Source organism: Streptomyces sp. AM8-1-1 (genome assembly GCF_032229325.1).
Classification (GTDB): Bacteria; Actinomycetota; Actinomycetes; order Streptomycetales; family Streptomycetaceae; genus Streptomyces; species Streptomyces achmelvichensis.
This window is the reverse complement of record NZ_CP135086.1, coordinates 2,521,946-2,539,237: the sequence shown is the minus strand read 5'-3', so window position 1 is coordinate 2,539,237 and position 17,292 is coordinate 2,521,946. Positions and strand designations below refer to the sequence as shown.

Here is a 17,292-nt window from a genome sequence, read left to right as displayed (position 1 = left end):
CCTGCGCAGGTGACCACGAGCCGGGTCGGCGCGTGCCCGCGTCGCGTGAGAGCAGGACCGCGCGGAACGCCGTCCCACAGCCCCACCCCCAACAGAAACGCCCCCCAGGTACGGGCGGACGCCGGGAAGTGCCAGGCGAAGGAGTTCCTCATGGGTAAGGCAGTCGGAATCGATCTGGGCACCACCAACTCGGTGATAGCCGTGTGGGAAGGGGGCGAACCGACCGTCGTACCGAACGCCGAAGGCACCCGCACGACACCTTCCATCGTCGCCTTCTCCGACAGCGGTGAGCGGCTGGTGGGACAGCTTGCCCGCCGCCAGGCGATCCTCAATCCCAAGGGCACGATCTACTCGGCCAAGCGGTTCATCGGCCGCCACTACGACGAGATCTCCGACGAGGCCAAGGCCGTCGCCTACGACGTCGTCGAGGGCGAGGGCGGCGTCGCCCGCTTCGAGGTGCGCGACAAGCTGTACGCGCCGGAGGAGATCAGCGCCCTGGTCCTGCGCAAGCTCGTCGACGACGCGAGCAAGCAGCTCGGCGAGAAGATCACCGAGGCCGTCATCACGGTGCCCGCATACTTCAACGACGCGCAGCGCACCGCCACCAAGGACGCCGGCCGCATCGCGGGCCTCGATGTCCTGAGGATCATCAACGAGCCGACCGCGGCCGCCCTCGCCTACGGGATGGAGAAGAAGGGGCATGAGACCGTGCTCGTCTTCGACCTCGGCGGCGGCACCTTCGACGTGAGCATCCTGGACGTCGGCGACGGCGTGGTGGAAGTGCGCTCCACCTCCGGCGACAGCCACCTCGGAGGCGACGACTTCGACCGCCGCCTCGTCGACTACCTGGCCGACAACTTCCAGCAGTCCAACGGCATCGACCTGCGCAAGGACCCGCAGGCGCTCCAGCGGCTCTTCGAAGCGGCGGAGAAGGCCAAGACGGAGCTGAGCTCGGTGACCCAGACCCAGGTCAACCTGCCGTTCATCACGGCGGACGCCGAGGGCCCCAAGCACCTCACCGAGACGGTCATGCGCTCCACGTTCGAGCAGATCACGGCGGACCTGGTCGAGCGGACCCTGGAACCCGTCAAGCAGGCGATGGCCGACGCCAAGATCAGCGAGAACGACATCGACGAGGTCATCCTGGTCGGCGGATCGACGCGTATCCCGGCGGTGCAGAAGCTGGTCCGCCGCCTCACCGGCGGCAAGGACCCGAACATGAGCGTCAACCCGGACGAGGTCGTGGCGCTCGGCGGCGCGATCCAGGCCGGTGTGCTCAAGGGAGAGGTCCAGGACGTCCTGCTGCTCGACGTCATCCCGCTGTCCCTGGGTGTGGAGACCCGCGGCGGAGTCATGACCAAGGTCATCGAGCGGAACACCACGATCCCCGTCCGCCGCACGGAGACCTTCTCCACGGCCGAGGACAACCAGGCCGCGGTCGACATCGTCGTCCTCCAGGGCGAGCGTGAACTCGCCGCGGACAACCGTGTCCTGGGACGTTTCCAGCTCACCGACATCCGCCCCGCACCGCGCGGCGAGCCGCAGATCGAGGTCATCTTCGACGTCGACGCCAACGGCATCCTGAACGTCACCGCCCGCGACAAGGACACCGGCAGGGAACAGAGCATCACCATCAGCGAGGGATCCAACCTCGACCAGAGCGAGGTCGAGCGGATGGTCCAGGAGGCCGACCGGCACCGCGGGGAGGACCAGGCACTGCGCGAGGCCGTGGACGCCCGCAACGAGCTGGACGCCGTGGCGTACCAGGTCGAACGACGCCTCGGTGAGATGGGCGACGCCGCGGCGGCACACGAGAGGGCGCGGGCCGAGATGCTCGTCACCGAAGCGCGCGAGGCCGTGCAACAGGCAGCGCCGGTGGACAAGGTCAGGCCGCTGACCTCCGAACTCCAGCAGATCTACGCCGCGCTGGCGTCGCAGCCGGCGGGCGCGGAGGCATCCGGGCAGGAGCGGGCCGGCGCCGGTGCCGCGAGTCCCGGCGGATCCGAGGACGACGTGATCGACGCCGAATTCGACAAGAGCTGAGGTGCGGTCATGTCCACCGAACAGGGGCCGGTGACGCCCCCGGACGAGCTGGGCGACACCCCGCCGGAGCGGTCCGCCGGCCGGCCGGAATCGGCGGAGTCCGCGGAGTCCGGGCAGGTGCCGGAGGCGGACGACCGCACCGCCGAGCTGGCCGACCTCCGGGACCGCTGGCACCGGGCCCTCGCCGATCTGGACAACCTCCGCAAACGTCATGCCAGGGAGCTGGAGCGCGAACGGGGCGCCGAGCGCGCCCGTACCGCGGCGGCCTGGCTGCCGGTTCTCGACAATCTGGAACTGGCTCTCGTCCACGCCGGGTCGGACTCCTCTCCCGTGTTGGAGGGTGTCAAAGCCGTACGGGACCAGGCTGTTGATGTCCTGGCCCGCCTCGGTTATCCCCGTGACGACCGGACGGGGGTGCCGTTCGACCCGGCCGAGCACGAGGTCGTCGGCGTGGTTGAGGCCGGGGGCGCCGAGCCGAACACGGTCGTCGAGGTCGTACGCCCCGGCTACGGCGCGGGTGAGAGCCAGCTGCGGCCGGCTTCCGTGGTCGTCGCCAAACGGCAGGAGTGAGGCCCTCCATGGCCCGTGACTACTACGACGTGCTCGGGGTGCGGCGGGACGCGGACTCCGAGGAGATCCAGCAGGCGTTTCGCAAACTGGCGCGCAAGCATCACCCCGACATCAGCAAGGACCCGCAGTCCGAGGAGCGCTTCAAGGAGATCAACGAGGCGTACAGCGTGCTCTCCGACCCCAAGACGCGGCAGCGCTACGACCGTTTCGGCGAGAACTTCCGGCAGGTTCCGGAGGACTACGACGAGCGGGTGGCCGCGGGTGCGGGTGCGCGCGGCGGCCCGTACGGCCGGCCGGGCGGGGGCGGCCGGGTTCGCTACAGCACCGGCGGCGGCCAGGGGTTCGACGACTCGGGCATCAACTTCGAGGACCTGTTCGGCGGGATGTTCGGGCGCGGTGCCGGCGGCGGGGGCTTCGGGCCGGTCCCCGGCGCCGACCAGGAGGCGGAGATCGAGCTCAGCGTCGCGGAGGCCTACCGGGGCGGTCACCGGAGTATCACCCTCGCCGGCCCGGACGGGCAGCGGACCTATGACGTGAACATCCCGCGCGGAGTGGTCGACGGACAGCGCATCCGGCTCGCCGGGGAGGGCGGACGGGGGAGCGGGGACGGACCCGCGGGCGACCTGCTCCTGCGGGTCCGGATCAAGCCCGACACCCAGTTCCGGCTGGAGGGCCGGGACATTCATGTCGCGGTACCGGTGACCCCCTGGGAGGCGGCCCTCGGCGCGACCGTGCCGGTCCCCACCCCCACCGGCTCTGCCAGGGTCACGGTGCCCGCCGGTTCCTCCAGCGGCCGGCGGCTGCGGCTGCGCGGCGAGGGCATGCCCCATCCCCGTGGCGTCGACGGAGACCTCTACGCGGAGATCCGCATCATGGTGCCGCCCGAGCTCGACGACGAGGAGCGCGAGCTCTTCGAGAAGCTGGCGGCCGTGTCCACCTTCGACCCGAGGAAGCCAGGATGAGCAACGATCCGCGATCCGCAGCCGCCCCGGCACCCGGGGGCGCGAGCCGCACGGAAGCGGCCCCGGCACAGCACCTCGATGTACGGGTCCGCAGCTACGCGATGGTGCCCGCGCGCCGGCTCGACCTCGACACCGTCGCCCGGCGCTCGGGTCTCCACCCCGACCTCGTACGGCGGTTCGTCAGCCTCGGCCTCGTCGAGGCGACCCGCGACGCCCGTGGAGAGCTCCGGTTCCCGCCGACCGCTCCCGCGACCCTGGCGCGTATTCAGCGGTTGCGGGCGGGGCTTCCTCTCAACTATGCGTCCATTGGCCTGGTTCTCGATCTGCTCGACCGGATCGCCGAACTCGAGGACGCGTTGCGGCGCAGCAACACCAGTTCGAGGAGGGACGAATCGTGGATATGAACCGGCTCACCCAGAAGTCGCAGGAGGCTTTGCAGGAGGCTCAGACGATCGCCGGCCGGCTGAACCAGACCGAGGTCGACGGTGAGCATCTCCTGCTTGCTCTTCTCGATCAGCCGGACGGGTTGATTCCACGGCTGTTCGATCAGGCGGGCGCCGATACCCGGGCGTTGCGTTCGGCGGTGTCGGCGGAGTTGGCGCGGCGGCCGAAGGTGACCGGTCCGGGTGCGAGTCCGGGTCAGGTGTTTGTCACGCAGCGGCTGGCGAAGCTGCTGGATACGGCGGAGGAGGAGGCCAAGCGGCTGAAGGACGAGTATGTGTCGGTCGAGCATCTTGTGCTGGCGTTGGTCGATGAGGGGTCCGCGACGGGTGCGGGGCGTCTGCTTGCCGAGAACGGTGTGACGAAGGACGGTTTCCTGTCCGCGCTGACCCGTATCCGCGGGAATCAGCGGGTGACGTCGGCGACGCCCGAGGGCTCTTACGAGGCGCTGGAGAAGTATGGCCGTGACCTGGTGGCGGAGGCGCGGACGGGGAGGATGGATCCGGTGATCGGCCGTGACGAGGAGATCCGGCGTGTGATCCAGATCCTCAGCCGTAAGACGAAGAACAACCCCGTTCTGATCGGTGATCCGGGGGTGGGCAAGACCGCGATCGTGGAGGGTCTGGCGCAGCGGATCGTCCGCGGCGATGTGCCCGACGGGCTGCGCGACAGGACGATCTTCGCCCTTGACATGAGTTCGCTGGTGGCCGGTGCGAAGTACCGGGGTGAGTTCGAGGAACGTCTGCAGGCGGTGTTGAGTGAGGTCAAGGGCGGGGAGGGGCGGATCCTGCTGTTCATCGACGAACTCCACACCGTGGTCGGCGCGGGAGGCGGCGCGGAGGGCGCCATGGACGCGGGCAACATGCTCAAGCCCATGCTGGCCCGCGGTGAGCTGCACATGATCGGCGCCACCACGCTGGAGGAGTACCGCAAGTACGTCGAGTCCGACGCGGCTCTCGAACGCCGCTTCCAGCAGGTCGTGGTGGACGAGCCGAGCGTCGAGGACACCGTCTCCATCCTGCGCGGACTGCGTGAACGACTGGAGGTCTTCCACGGCGTGAAGATCCAGGACACCGCGCTGGTCGCCGCCGCAACCCTCAGCCACCGCTACATCTCCGACCGCTTCCTTCCCGACAAGGCCATCGACCTGGTCGACGAGGCCTGCGCCCGGCTGCGGACCGAGATCGACTCCATGCCGGCCGAACTCGACTCGATCACCCGCCGGGTGACCCGGCTGGAGATCGAGGCGGCGGCACTGGAGAAGGAGAGCGATACCGCGAGCGCCAAACGCCTGGACGAACTGCGCCGCGAACTGTCCGACCTGCGCTCCGAGGCGGACGCGATGCACGCCCAGTGGGAGGCCGAACGCCAGGCCATCAGGCGCGTGCAGCAACTGCGGCAGGAACTGGAACAGGTCCGCCAGGACGCAGAGGAAGCCGAACGCACCTACGACCTCAACCGCGCGGCCGAACTGCGCTACGGCCAACTCACCGAACTCGAACGGCGGCTGGCGGCCGAGGAGGAGGCACTCGCGGCCAAGCAGGGCGAGAGCCGGCTGCTGCGCGAGGTCGTCACCGAGGACGAGATCGCCGAGATCGTCGCCGCCTGGACGGGCATCCCCGTCACCCGCCTCCAGGAAGGCGAGCGCGACAAGCTGCTGCGACTGGACGAGATCCTCGGCGAGCGCGTGGTGGGCCAGGACGAGGCCGTCAAACTCGTCACCGACGCCATCATCCGCGCGCGCGCCGGCATCCGCGACCCGCGGCGGCCCATCGGCTCGTTCGTCTTCCTCGGCCCCACCGGCGTCGGAAAGACCGAGCTGGCCAAGACACTCGCCGCCGCCCTGTTCGACAGTGAGGAGAGCTTGATCCGCCTGGACATGAGCGAGTACCAGGAACGCCACACGGTGAGCCGGCTGGTCGGAGCGCCGCCCGGATACGTCGGCTACGAGGAGGGCGGCCAGCTCACCGAGGCGGTGCGCCGCAAGCCGTACTCCGTGGTCCTGTTCGACGAGGTGGAGAAGGCGCACGCCGATGTGTTCAACACCCTGCTCCAGGTCCTCGACGACGGCCGCATCACCGACGCCCAGGGCCGCACCGTCGACTTCCGCAACACGGTCGTCATCATGACGTCCAACCTCGGCTCGGCCTATCTGCTGGACGGGGTGAGCGCCGACGGTGAGATCAAACCCGAGGCGCGTGCCCTGGTGATGGGCGAACTGCAGAGCCACTTCCGCCCCGAATTCCTCAACCGTATCGACGACGTCGTCCTGTTCAGGCCACTGGGCATGGACCAGATCAAACACATCGTCGAGCTCCAGTTCGCCGATCTGCGCCGGCGCCTGGCCGAACGGCAGATCACCGTCCACCTCACCGGGCCCGCCGTCGAACTCATCGCCCAGCAGGGCTTCGACCCCGTCTACGGAGCCCGGCCGCTGCGCCGGTACATCTCCCACGAGGTCGAGACACTCATCGGCCGCGCCCTGATCCGCGGTGACGTGCAGGACGGATCGGAGATCCGAGTCGACGCCCAGAACGGCGAACTGATGGTCACCTACGGCGCGGCCGACCCCGCCGACGTGCAGAAAGCCGCGTGAATCCGGTGGCCGCGGTCACGGACAGAACGGTCGCCTGCATCCGCTGCGGCAGCAGGAACCGGGTGCCGGCGTCCGCCGACGGGCGCCCCCGGTGCGGAAAGTGCGGGGCCGACCTGCCCTGGATCACCGACGCCGGCGACGACGACTTCGCCGAGGTCGCGGAGAAGGCCACGCCGTTCGTCCTGGTGGATCTGTGGGCCACCTGGTGCGGACCGTGCCGCATGGTCAGCCCCGCTCTGGAGCAGGTCGCCCACGAACTCGCCGGCCGGATCAAGCTCGTCAAGGTCGACGTCGACCAGGCTCCCCGCATCGCCCAACGGTTCCAGGTGCAGGCCGTACCCACCCTGCTCCTGCTCGACAACGGAGAGATGATCGCCCGCCAGGCCGGCGCGGCACCCGCCGCGACCCTGCGCACCTGGGTCGAGGAGACCATCGCCGGCCGCCGCTGACGGCCGGCGCCCCGAGAGGGGACGCCCCAGGGGGCCGCGAGCCCCATGGAGCACACAAGGAGGCAGCACATGAGCACACAACCCGAGTCGCAGCGGCCGTCACCCGGCGACGTGACGCCCGACGCGAGACTGCGCACCGGCGCCGAGGGCGAGGTGACCCCCGAGGACCTGGTGCTGGCTTCGGGACGGGACGTCACCCCCGCGAACCTGAAGTGGGCGGAGCGCAAGATGGCCGAAGAGGGCACCGCGGCCGTCAACAAACTGCTTCCCTGACCGACTCCGGCGGCGTCCGTCCACGGCGGCATCCACCGGATACCACCGTGACCACACCGCCTCAGACCAGGCTGTCCCGCCACGCCCGGTGGAGGTCCGCGAACCGGCCCGTGCCCGCGACGAGATCGGCCGGAGCGCCGTCCTCGACGATCCGGCCGTGCTCCATCACGAGCACCCGGTCCGCGATCTCCACCGTGGACAGCCGGTGGGCGATCACCACGGCCGTACGCCCGTGCAGCACCGTGTCCATCGCCCGCTGCACCGCGCGTTCGCCCGGGATGTCCAGCGAGCTCGTCGCCTCGTCGAGGATCAGTACCGACGGGTCGGCGAGCAGCGCCCGGGCGAAGGCCACCAGCTGCCGCTGGCCGGCCGAGATGCGGCCGCCCCGCTTGCGGACGTCCGTGTCGTAGCCGTCCGGCAGGCTGCTGATGAAGTCGTGCGCGCCGATCGCCCGGGCCGCGCGCTCGATCTCCTCGCGGGTGGCATCGGGACGCCCCACGGCGATGTTCTCGGCGACCGTGCCGGAGAAGAGGAACGCCTCCTGGGTGACCATCACGACACCCCGCCGCAGGTCGGGCGTCGCCAGGTCGCGCAGATCGACGCCGTCGAGGAGGACTCTGCCGTCCGTCGGGTCGTAGAACCGGGCCAGCAGCTTGGCCAGCGTGGACTTTCCGGCACCCGTCGTGCCCACGACCGCGACGGTCTGGCCCGCGGGGATCGTCAGGTCGAAGCGGGGCAGTACCTCGCCGCCCGTGCGATAGGCGAAGCGCACCTCGTCGAACACGACCTCACGGCCCGGCCGGTCACCGGCGAGGGCGGGCAGCGGGCGGGGTGCCGCGGCCTGCGGGACCGACGGGGTCTGGGCGAGCAGGCCCGCGATCTTCTGGAGCGAAGCGGCCGCGGACTGGTACGAGTTGAGGAACATGCCCAGGCGGTCGATCGGGTCGTAGAGCCGCCGCAGATACAGCACGGCCGCCGCCAGTACACCGAGTGCGAGCGTCCCGTCCGCGACCCGGTACGCACCCCACAGCACGATCCCGGCGACAGCGGTGTTGGCGACGAGCCGCGAGCCGACGACATAGCGCGCCATCTCCAGGAGCGAGTCGCCGTTGATCCGGCCGTGGCGGTCGTTGAGCTGCCGGAAGGCGGCGTCGTTGGCCTGCTCGCGCCGGAACGCCCGTACCGGCCTGATGCCGTTCATCGTCTCGGCGAACTTCACGATGACGGCGGCGATCGCGGTGGAGCGGCGGGCGAAGATGGCCCTGGCCCGGCGCTGGTAGAGCCGTACCAGCAGATACAGCGGGACGAACGAGGCGACGGCCACCCCGCCGAGCCCGAGGTCCAGCCACAGCAGCATCACGGAGATGAAGACGAAGGCGAGGATGACGTTGATGAGCTCCTGGAGCCCCTCGCCGAGCAGTTCGCGCAGCGACTCGACATCGGTGGTCGACCGGGAGATCAGCCGCCCCGAGGTGTAGCGCTCGTGGAAGTCGACGCTGAGGGCCTGCGCATGCCGGAAAATGCGGCCGCGCAGATCCAGCAGGACGTCCTGGTTGACCCGGGCGGACGCCCGGATGAAGGAGTACTGGAGCAGCCCCGCGCCGAACGAGCAGACCGCGTAGCCGACGGCCACCAGGATCAGCGGGCCGTAGTCGTCGCGCCGGAAGGCCGGCACACCGCGGTCGATCGCGTATGCCACGAGCAGCGGCCCGGCCTGCACGGCGGCCTGCTGGAGCAGCAGGAGCAGGGCGACCCGCACGACGCGCGCCCGGTGCGGCGCGAGCAGCGACCGCAGCAGGGCGCCGGTCGCGCCCTTGGCCGTCGGGAGGTCGTCCCGGTCGAAGGGATCGCCCTCGACAAGGGTGCCGCTACCGCCGGCGGGACCGGTCCCGCCAGCGGCGGTCGTCGTCGTGGTCGCGGTCATCGTGCGCTCTCCTCACTGAGCCGGTCGTCGAAGGCGTGGGCCTCGTGGGAGGACTGCGCGCCGTCGGTGCCGGGAGCCGCGCTGTCGCCCCCCGACATCAGCCAGGCGTACTCCGCGTTCGTACGCAGCAGTTCGTGGTGCGTGCCCACCGCGGCGATCCGTCCCCCCGACAGCAGCGCCACCCGGTCGGCCAGCAGCACCGTGGAGGGCCGGTGGGCGACCACCAGGGCCGTCGTGTCCTGGAGAACCCGCCGCAGCGCGGCCTCCACCAGTGCCTCCGTGTGGACGTCCAGCGCCGACAGCGGGTCGTCCAGCACCAGGAAGCGGGGGCGGCCGACCACCGCACGGGCCAGGGCGAGCCGCTGGCGCTGACCGCCCGACAGGCTCAGCCCCTGTTCCCCGACCTGGGTGTCCCAGCCGTGCGGGAGGGACGCCACGAAGCCGGCCTGTGCCACCTCCAGTGCCCGCTCCAGCTCCGGTGCGCCCGCGCCGTCCGTGCCCATCAGGACGTTCTCGCCGACGCTCGCCGAGAAGAGGGTCGGCTCCTCGAAGGCCACCGACACCAGCTCCCGCAGCCGTTCGCGCGGCATCGCGGCGACGTCCTCGCCGTCGAGCGTGATCCGGCCGCCCGTGACCTCGTGCAGCCGGGGGACGAGCGCGGTCAGCGTGGTCTTCCCGCTGCCGGTCCCGCCGACCAGGGCCATCGTCTCGCCGGGCCGCACCCGCAGATCGATACGCGCGAGCACCGGTGGGGCGTCGGCCGCCGCGTCCGGGTAGCGGAACTCGACGCCCTCGAAACACAGTCCCTCCCCGCCGGCGGCCGGCGGACCCGACTCGGTGAGCACCTCCGACTCGCTCTCGGCGTCCATCACCTCGAAGAACCGCTCGGTCGCCGTGGCCGCCTCCTGGCTCATCGCCAGCAGGAAACCGATCGACTCCACGGGCCAGCGCAGCGCCAGCGCCGTCGACAGGAACGCCACCAGGGTGCCCGCCGACAGACCGCCGTCCGCGACCTGGACCGTGCCCAGCACCAGCGCGGCGCCGATGGTGATCTCGGGGATGGTGGTGATCAGGGCCCAGATCCCGGCCAGCAGCCGGGCCTTGCCCAGCTCGGTCCCGCGCAGTCGCTGCGAGAGCTCGCGGAAGGCGAGCGCCTGGCTGCGGTGGCGGCCGAAGCCCTTGATGATGCGGATGCCGAGGACGCTCTCCTCGACCACCGTCGTCAGATCGCCGACCTGGTCCTGTGCCCGTCGGGCGACGACGGCGTAGCGCGACTCGAAGTACGAACAGAGCACGACCAGCGGCACGATCGGCGCCGTCAGCACCAGCCCGAGGGTCCAGTCCTGGCCCAGCAGGATCACATAGCCGACCAGGATCGTCGTCGCGTTGACGAGCAGGAAGGTCAGCGGGAAGGCGAGGAACATCCGCAGCAGCATCAGGTCGGTGGTGCCCCGGGAGAGCAACTGCCCCGACGCCCAGCGGTCGTGGAAGGCCACCGGCAGCCGCTGGAGATGCCGGTAGAGATCGGCGCGCATCGACGCCTCGACCCCGGCCAGCGGCCGGGCCACCAGCCACCGCCGGAAGCCGAACAGCACGGCCTCGGCGATCCCGAGCAGCAGCAGGGCGAGCGCCCCGAGCCACACCCCGCCGGGATCGCGGTCCGCCACCGGGCCGTCCACGATCCACTTCAGGACGAGCGGGATGACCAGGCCGAGACAGGAGGCGACGACGGCGATGAAAGCCGCGCTGAACAGACGCGTTCGCACCGGTCGTACGTAGGGCCACAACCGCAGCAGCGAACGCACGGCTGACCGGTCCTCGGTGGCTGCATGTGGTGTCGACATCAGGGGTGAGCCTACGGTTCACCACTGACAGCGCTCACCCGAATTACCGGCCACTCACCGACGGCCGGTGCCCCGTGCACCCATCTCCCGGACGCCCTCGCCGCGGCCCCCTCACATCCTCGCTCGCAGCAGCAGCACCGACCGCGCCCCCACACTCACCGTCTCCCCGCCCCGGTACACGACTCCCGGTGCCGACTCCTGTTCCTCCCAGGAGGTGTCGACGACCACCTCGTAGGACTGCGCCCAGGGCGCGCCCGGCAGCCGGAAGTCCGTCGGGCGGTCCGCGCCGTGCAGGATCGCCAGGAAGCTGTCGTCCGTCACCTCCGCTCCCCGGGCGTCACGGCCGGGGATGTCACGGCCCGAGAGATAGAGCGCCAGCGTGGATGCCGGGGCGTACCAGTCGCCTTCGGTCATCTCCGTGCCCTTCGCCGTGAACCAGGCCAGGTCCCGCAGCCCGTCCACGGCATGGGCCCGGCCCGAGAAGAAGGCGCGCCGGCGCAGCACCGGATGGGCGTGGCGCAGCGCCAGCAGCCGGGTGGTGAGGTCCAGCAGGCTCTTCGGTCCGGGCTGTCCGGCGAGGGACCAGTCCACCCAGCTGACCTCGTTGTCCTGGCAGTACGCGTTGTTGCTGCCGCCCTGTGTACGCCCCATCTCGTCACCAGCGACCAGCATCGGCACACCGGTGGAGACGAGGAGGGTGGTGAGCAGATTGCGGATCTGCCGTCTGCGCAGCGCGTTGACGAGCGGATCGTCGGTCTCGCCCTCGGCGCCGCAGTTCCAGGCCCGGTTGTCGTTGGTGCCGTCGCGGTTGCCCTCACCGTTGGCCTCGTTGCGCTTGTGCTCGTACGTCACCAGGTCGCGCAGGGTGAATCCGTCGTGCGCCGTGACGAAGTTGACCGAGGCGTACGGCCGCCGGCCGCCCCAGGCGTACAGATCGCTGGAGCCGGACAGCCGGTACCCGAGGTCGCGCACGTCCGGCACCGAGCCGCGCCAGAAGTCGCGCACCGCGTCCCGGTAGCGGTCGTTCCACTCCGTCCACAGCGGCGGGAAGGCCCCCACCTGATAGCCGCCGCTGCCGACGTCCCACGGCTCGGCGATCAGCTTCACCCGGCGCAGCACCGGGTCCTGGGCGATGACGGCGAGGAAGGGGGAGAGCATGTCGACGTCGTGCATCGACCGGGCCAGCGCCGCGGCCAGATCGAAGCGGAACCCGTCGACGCCCATCTCCGTCACCCAGTAGCGCAGCGAGTCGGTGATGAGCCGCAGCACATGGGGCTGCACCACGTGCAGGGTGTTGCCGCAGCCGGTGTAGTCCGTGTAGGCACGCGGGTCCGAATGCAGCCGGTAGTAGCCGCGGTTGTCGATGCCGCGCAGCGACAGCGTCGGGCCGAGCTCGCCCGCCTCCGCCGTGTGGTTGTAGACGACGTCGAGGATGACCTCGATCCCGGCGGCGTGCAGGGCCCGCACCATCCGTTTGAACTCGCCGACCTGCTCGCCGCGGGTCCCGCTGGAGGAGTACGCGGCATGGGGGGCGAAGTAGCCGATGGAGTTGTAGCCCCAGTAGTTGCGCAGGTCGCGCTTGAGCAGATGGTCCTCGTGGGCGAACTGGTGCACCGGCAGCAGTTCGACGGCGGTGACCCCGAGCCGCACCAGATGGTCGACGGCCGCCGGATGCGCGAGGCCCGCGTAGGTGCCCCGCAGCTCCTCGGGGATGTCCGGGTGGAGCTTGGTGAAGCCCTTCACGTGCAGTTCGTAGATGACCGTGTCGGCCCACGGGGTCTTGGGCCTGCGGTCGTCGGCCCAGTCGTCGTCGTCGTGCACCACGACACCCTTGGGGACGTACGGCGCCGAGTCCCGGTCGTCGCGCACGGTGTCGGCGACATGCTGCTGCGGCCAGTCGCGGACGTGTCCGTACACCTCGGGCGGCAGCGCACCCCAGTCGTTCCCCCGGCCCGCGTCCACCGCACGGGCGTAGGGGTCGAGAAGCAGCTTCGCCGGGTTCCAGCGCGCTCCGGTCCACGGGTCCCAGCGGCCGTGGACCCGGTAGCCGTACCGCTGGCCCGGGCGGATCCCCGGGAGGAAGCCGTGCCATATCTCATGGGTCAGCTCGGTCAGCGGCGCCCGGGTCTCGACACCGTCCTCGTCGAACAGGCACAGCTCCACCGCCTCCGCCCCGCCTGCCCAGAGCGCGAAGTTGCATCCCGCGACCCCGTCCGGCCCCACCCGGAAGCGGGCACCGAGCGGCGTCGGTGCCCCCGGCCACACCGACGGCCCGGGCAGCCCCGGCATATCGGAGTCCGCCCGGCGGCCGTTGACGCCGGCTGCCCGGAGGGGGACGGGCCCGTCGGCCCGCACCCCCTCCTGCTGCGCTGTCTCCTGCTCGGCTGCGCTCGTCACCTGCCGGCCTCCCGCGGCTCGTCGGGCCACGTCCCCCGGCGGTCACGGAGTCCCGGCCGTGACGCCCCGCGCGTGGTCCTCCCACCTGTTCTTCCCTCGCTGCTGATGTCCCAACATGACCCCCGCCCACGTTTCCCCTGGAGGGGCGCGGTCGTTGGGTGGTCGTGAGACACGTACTGAAGCGGGCCGGGCGAGGCATGGCCGTTGCCCTGACATGCGCAGGACTGATGGCCGGGCTCTCCGGCTGCACCGGCGGGGCGTTCGACATCAGCAGCAAGCCGCGGTCTCCCGGGGAGGCCATTCGGGTGATTCCCGAGGACGGCGCCAAGGGGGTGGATCCGAAGGGGCCGCTCGAAGTGAAACTGCGCAGCGGACGGCTCGAACGGGTCACCGTGACGCAGATCGAGGACGAGGCGCCGACCGAGGTCCCCGGCCGGATCTCGGACGACGGTCTGCGGTGGAAGCCCGACGACGGCGCCCGGCTCGGCCTCGCGGCCAAGTACAGCGTCGACGTCCTGGCCCTCGACGGCCACGGCCGCCGCTCGGCCCGGCACACCACCTTCACCACCGAGGTCCCCGACCGCCGTTTCATCGGCTACTTCAAACCGGAGAACCGGGCGACGGTGGGCACCGGCATGATCGTCTCCTTCGACTTCAACAAGGAGATCCGCAACCGGGAGGCCGTGGAGCGGGCCATCCGGATCACCTCCGAGCCGCCGGTCGAGATCGCGGGCCACTGGTTCGGCAAGGACCGGCTCGACTTCCGGCCGCGCGAGTACTGGAAGCCGGGCACGAAGGTCACGGTCGATCTGCGGCTGCGCGATGTCCAGGCGGCGCCGCACTCCTACGGCATCCAGCAGAAGAAGGTCTCCTTCACCATCGGCCGCTCCCAGGTCTCCGTGGTCGACGCGGAGGCCAAGACGATGGAGGTACGGCGGGACGACCAGGTCCTCGCGACCGTGCCGATCACCGCGGGGGCGCCCAAGTCCACGACGTACAACGGGAAGATGGTCGTCAGCGAGCTCCACGACGTGACGCGGATGGACGGCAGGACCGTCGGCTACGGCGGCGAGTACGACATCAAGGACGTGCCGCACGCGATGCGGCTGACCGACTCCGGCACCTTCCTGCACGGCAACTACTGGGCCGCGCCGGAGACGTTCGGCTCGACCAACGTCAGCCACGGCTGTGTCGGTCTGCGGGACGTGAAGGGCGGCAGCTCGGACACCCCGGCCGGCTGGTTCTTCGACCGGACGCTGATCGGCGACGTGGTCGAGGTGGTGAACTCGTCCGACAAGCAGGTCGATCCCGGCAACGGGCTCAGCGGCTGGAACCTCGACTGGAAGCAGTGGAAGGCAGGTTCCGCGCTGCGCTGACCCCTGCGGCCCGGGCACAGCCCCCACGGCTCGCGCCCCCGCGGCCCCGCACAGCCTTCACGGTGTGCGCGGCCCGCACCCCGCACGGCCTGCACCCCATCCCCCGAGCCCGGCCAACACGTTGGGACTGAACGGTGACAATCGCGGGAAGATTCAACAACCCGCGGTGTGATTATCTAGCGAAGTGCGTGCGTGAGGCGCGCGGGGGTGCGGGCCGTGGCGGGGCCAGGCCGTGCGAGGGGAGAGACCGTGGTGAACGGGCAGCCGATATCGGGGGCATCGGTCGGTGCCGGGCGTGGGCGTGGGGGCTCCGCGCTGCTGGCTCTTGTCGTCGGAGCACTGCTGGTGCTCGTGACGGCCTGCGGGGGCGGGGGCTCCGGCAAGGGCGACGGCGACAAGGGGAAGAAGGACGGGGGGAAGGTCGGGAACTCCGCCTCCCAGGCGGTCGTGACCATCGCGCCCAAGGACGGCGCCACATCGGTCGCCACCAGCGGAGCGCTGAAGGTCACCGCTGCCGAGGGCAAGCTGACCACGGTCACCGTGCAGGACGACAAGGGCACCCCGATCGAGGGCAAGGTCGCGGCGGACGGCGCCTCCTGGCAGCCGCTCCAGCACCTGGCCGGCTCCACCAAGTACAAGGTGCACGCCGTGGCCAAGGACTCGGACGGCCGTGAGTCCGCGAAGGACACCACCTTCACCACGCTCGTACCGAAGAACACCTTCATCGGCCAGTACACCCCCGAGGACGGTTCCACGGTCGGTGTCGGCATGCCGGTCTCCATCAACTTCACCCGGGGCATCACCAGCCCGGAGGCCGTCGAGAAGGCCATCAAGGTGACCGCGGAGCCGTCGGTGCCGATCGAGGGCCACTGGTTCGGCAACGACCGGCTCGACTTCCGGCCGGAGAAGTACTGGGCCGCCGGCACCAAGGTGACGGTGAAGCTCAACCTGGACGGCGTCGAGGGACGGCCGGGCGTGTACGGCAAGCAGGTCAAGACGGTGAAGTTCACCATCGGCCGCAGCCAGGTCTCCACGGTCGACGCCAAGTCGCACCGGATGACGGTGGTCCGGGACGGCAAGCAGATCAAGAACGTCGCGATCACCGCGGGCGCGCCGTCGACGACGACCTACAACGGCCAGATGGTCATCAGCGAGAAGTACAAGGTGACCCGGATGAACGGCGCCACCGTCGGCTTCGGCGGTGAGTACGACATCAAGGACGTGCCGAACGCGATGCGCCTGTCGACCTCCGGCACCTTCGTCCACGGCAACTACTGGGCCTCGTCGGGCACCTTCGGCTCCGCCAACGTCAGCCACGGCTGCGTCGGTCTGCGCGATGTGCGCGGCGGCTACGACAAGGGCACACCGGCCGCCTGGTTCTTCAACAACTCGATCATCGGCGACGTCGTGATCGTGAAGAACTCCAAGGACAAGCAGATCGCCCCGGAGAACGGCCTGAACGGCTGGAACATGTCCTGGGCGGACTGGACGAAGTAACGCTCCCCTCGGGGGAGGCCGGACCTCCTCGACGCCGTGCGGCGGACCCGGTGCTGTGACCGACAGCACCGGGTCCGTTGTCGTTAGCGCCGGTTAACCTGCCTGCATGACGACTGTGAATCTCGAGGTCTCCGAAGGTGTCGGCACGATCCGGCTGGACCGCCCGCCGATGAACGCGCTGGACATCGCCATCCAGAACCGTTTGCGCGAGCTCGCCGAGGAGGCGGGCCGCCGGGACGACGTGCGCGCCGTCGTCCTCTACGGCGGCGAGAAGGTGTTCGCGGCCGGCGCGGACATCAAGGAGATGCAGGTCATGGATCACGCGGCGATGGTCGTGCGGTCCCGTGCGCTCCAGGAGTCGTTCACCGCGGTCGCCCGCATCCCCAAGCCCGTCGTCGCGGCCGTCACCGGCTATGCGCTCGGCGGCGGCTGCGAGCTGGCGCTCTGCGCCGACTTCCGGATCGCGGCGGACAACGCCAAGCTCGGCCAGCCGGAGATCCTGCTCGGTCTGATCCCGGGCGCCGGCGGCACCCAGCGGCTGTCCCGGCTGGTCGGCCCGTCCCGGGCCAAGGACCTCATTTTCACCGGCCGCCAGGTGAAGGCCGAGGAGGCGCTCGCGATCGGGCTCGTCGACCGCGTGGTCCCCGCCGCCGAGGTCTACGAGCAGGCGCACGCCTGGGCCGCGAAGCTCGCCCAGGGACCCGCCCTGGCGCTGCGGGCCGCCAAGGAGTGCGTCGACGCCGGTCTGGAGACGGACATCGAGACGGGCCTCGCGATCGAACGGAACTGGTTCGCAGGCCTGTTCGCGACGGAGGACCGCGAGCGCGGTATGCGGAGCTTTGTGGAGGAAGGGCCGGGCAAGGCCAAGTTCCTCTGAATTCTGGTCAGTTGACACCTTCGAGTGCCCCGTCAACCATGTG

At 70.4% G+C, this 17,292-nt stretch carries 13 protein-coding genes; 10 read left to right on the top strand and 3 right to left on the bottom strand.

Going from position 1 to position 17,292, the window contains the following annotated elements; all coding sequences use genetic code 11:
- Positions 1-150 precede the first annotated feature (150 nt).
- The 7 genes from dnaK to RPQ07_RS11305 all read left to right on the top strand — a co-directional run bounded on the left by dnaK (position 151) and on the right by RPQ07_RS11305 (position 7,334).
- Positions 151-2,043: a molecular chaperone DnaK gene (gene dnaK, locus RPQ07_RS11335; protein WP_313943983.1), complete on the top strand. Its 1,893-nt coding sequence runs from the start codon at positions 151-153 to the stop codon at positions 2,041-2,043.
- A 9-nt stretch (positions 2,044-2,052) separates the two neighbouring features.
- Complete coding sequence (locus RPQ07_RS11330) at positions 2,053-2,613, top strand: nucleotide exchange factor GrpE (protein WP_313943982.1); 561 nt, start codon at positions 2,053-2,055, stop codon at positions 2,611-2,613.
- Positions 2,614-2,621: 8 nt separating this feature from the next.
- Positions 2,622-3,575 carry a DnaJ C-terminal domain-containing protein gene (locus RPQ07_RS11325; protein WP_313943981.1) on the top strand — a complete coding sequence of 318 codons (954 nt, stop codon included), beginning with the start codon at positions 2,622-2,624 and terminating at the stop codon, positions 3,573-3,575.
- Positions 3,572-3,979, top strand: a complete 408-nt coding sequence (locus RPQ07_RS11320; protein WP_313943980.1) for a chaperone modulator CbpM — start codon at positions 3,572-3,574, stop codon at positions 3,977-3,979. The genes RPQ07_RS11325 and RPQ07_RS11320 overlap by 4 nt, the downstream gene beginning before the upstream one ends.
- Entirely contained in the window at positions 3,970-6,612 is a 2,643-nt protein-coding gene (gene clpB / locus RPQ07_RS11315) for an ATP-dependent chaperone ClpB (RefSeq protein WP_313943979.1), read from the top strand. Before RPQ07_RS11320 ends, clpB begins: the two co-directional genes overlap by 10 nt.
- A gap of 5 nt (positions 6,613-6,617) precedes the next feature.
- A complete protein-coding gene (trxA, locus tag RPQ07_RS11310; protein WP_313948861.1) occupies positions 6,618-7,061 on the top strand; it encodes a thioredoxin in 444 nt (147 codons plus the stop codon).
- A 69-nt stretch (positions 7,062-7,130) separates the two neighbouring features.
- Positions 7,131-7,334 (top strand): hypothetical protein, encoded by a 204-nt coding sequence (locus RPQ07_RS11305; protein WP_313943978.1) that lies wholly within the window; start codon positions 7,131-7,133, stop codon positions 7,332-7,334.
- 61 nt (positions 7,335-7,395) lie between these two features.
- Here the strand turns inward: RPQ07_RS11305 and RPQ07_RS11300 are convergent, their stop codons facing one another.
- From RPQ07_RS11300 to glgX, 3 genes are all read right to left on the bottom strand, one after another.
- Positions 7,396-9,258 (bottom strand): ABC transporter ATP-binding protein, encoded by a 1,863-nt coding sequence (locus tag RPQ07_RS11300; protein WP_313943977.1) that lies wholly within the window; start codon positions 9,256-9,258, stop codon positions 7,396-7,398.
- Positions 9,255-11,102 (bottom strand): ABC transporter ATP-binding protein, encoded by a 1,848-nt coding sequence (locus RPQ07_RS11295; protein ID WP_313943976.1) that lies wholly within the window; start codon positions 11,100-11,102, stop codon positions 9,255-9,257. The genes RPQ07_RS11300 and RPQ07_RS11295 overlap by 4 nt, the downstream gene beginning before the upstream one ends.
- Before the next feature lie 111 nt (positions 11,103-11,213).
- The gene (glgX, locus tag RPQ07_RS11290) at positions 11,214-13,499 is read right to left on the bottom strand and encodes a glycogen debranching protein GlgX (RefSeq protein ID WP_313943975.1); all 2,286 of its coding nucleotides are present in this window, start codon (positions 13,497-13,499) and stop codon (positions 11,214-11,216) included.
- Between the two features lie 164 nt (positions 13,500-13,663).
- Between glgX and RPQ07_RS11285 the strand changes: the two genes are divergently transcribed.
- The 3 genes from RPQ07_RS11285 to RPQ07_RS11275 all read left to right on the top strand — a co-directional run bounded on the left by RPQ07_RS11285 (position 13,664) and on the right by RPQ07_RS11275 (position 17,249).
- Entirely contained in the window at positions 13,664-14,875 is a 1,212-nt protein-coding gene (locus tag RPQ07_RS11285; RefSeq protein WP_313943974.1) for a L,D-transpeptidase, read from the top strand.
- 252 nt (positions 14,876-15,127) lie between these two features.
- Positions 15,128-16,372, top strand: a complete 1,245-nt coding sequence (locus RPQ07_RS11280; RefSeq protein WP_313948860.1) for a L,D-transpeptidase — start codon at positions 15,128-15,130, stop codon at positions 16,370-16,372.
- A gap of 106 nt (positions 16,373-16,478) precedes the next feature.
- Complete coding sequence (locus tag RPQ07_RS11275; protein ID WP_313943973.1) at positions 16,479-17,249, top strand: enoyl-CoA hydratase/isomerase family protein; 771 nt, start codon at positions 16,479-16,481, stop codon at positions 17,247-17,249.
- Positions 17,250-17,292 lie beyond the last annotated feature (43 nt).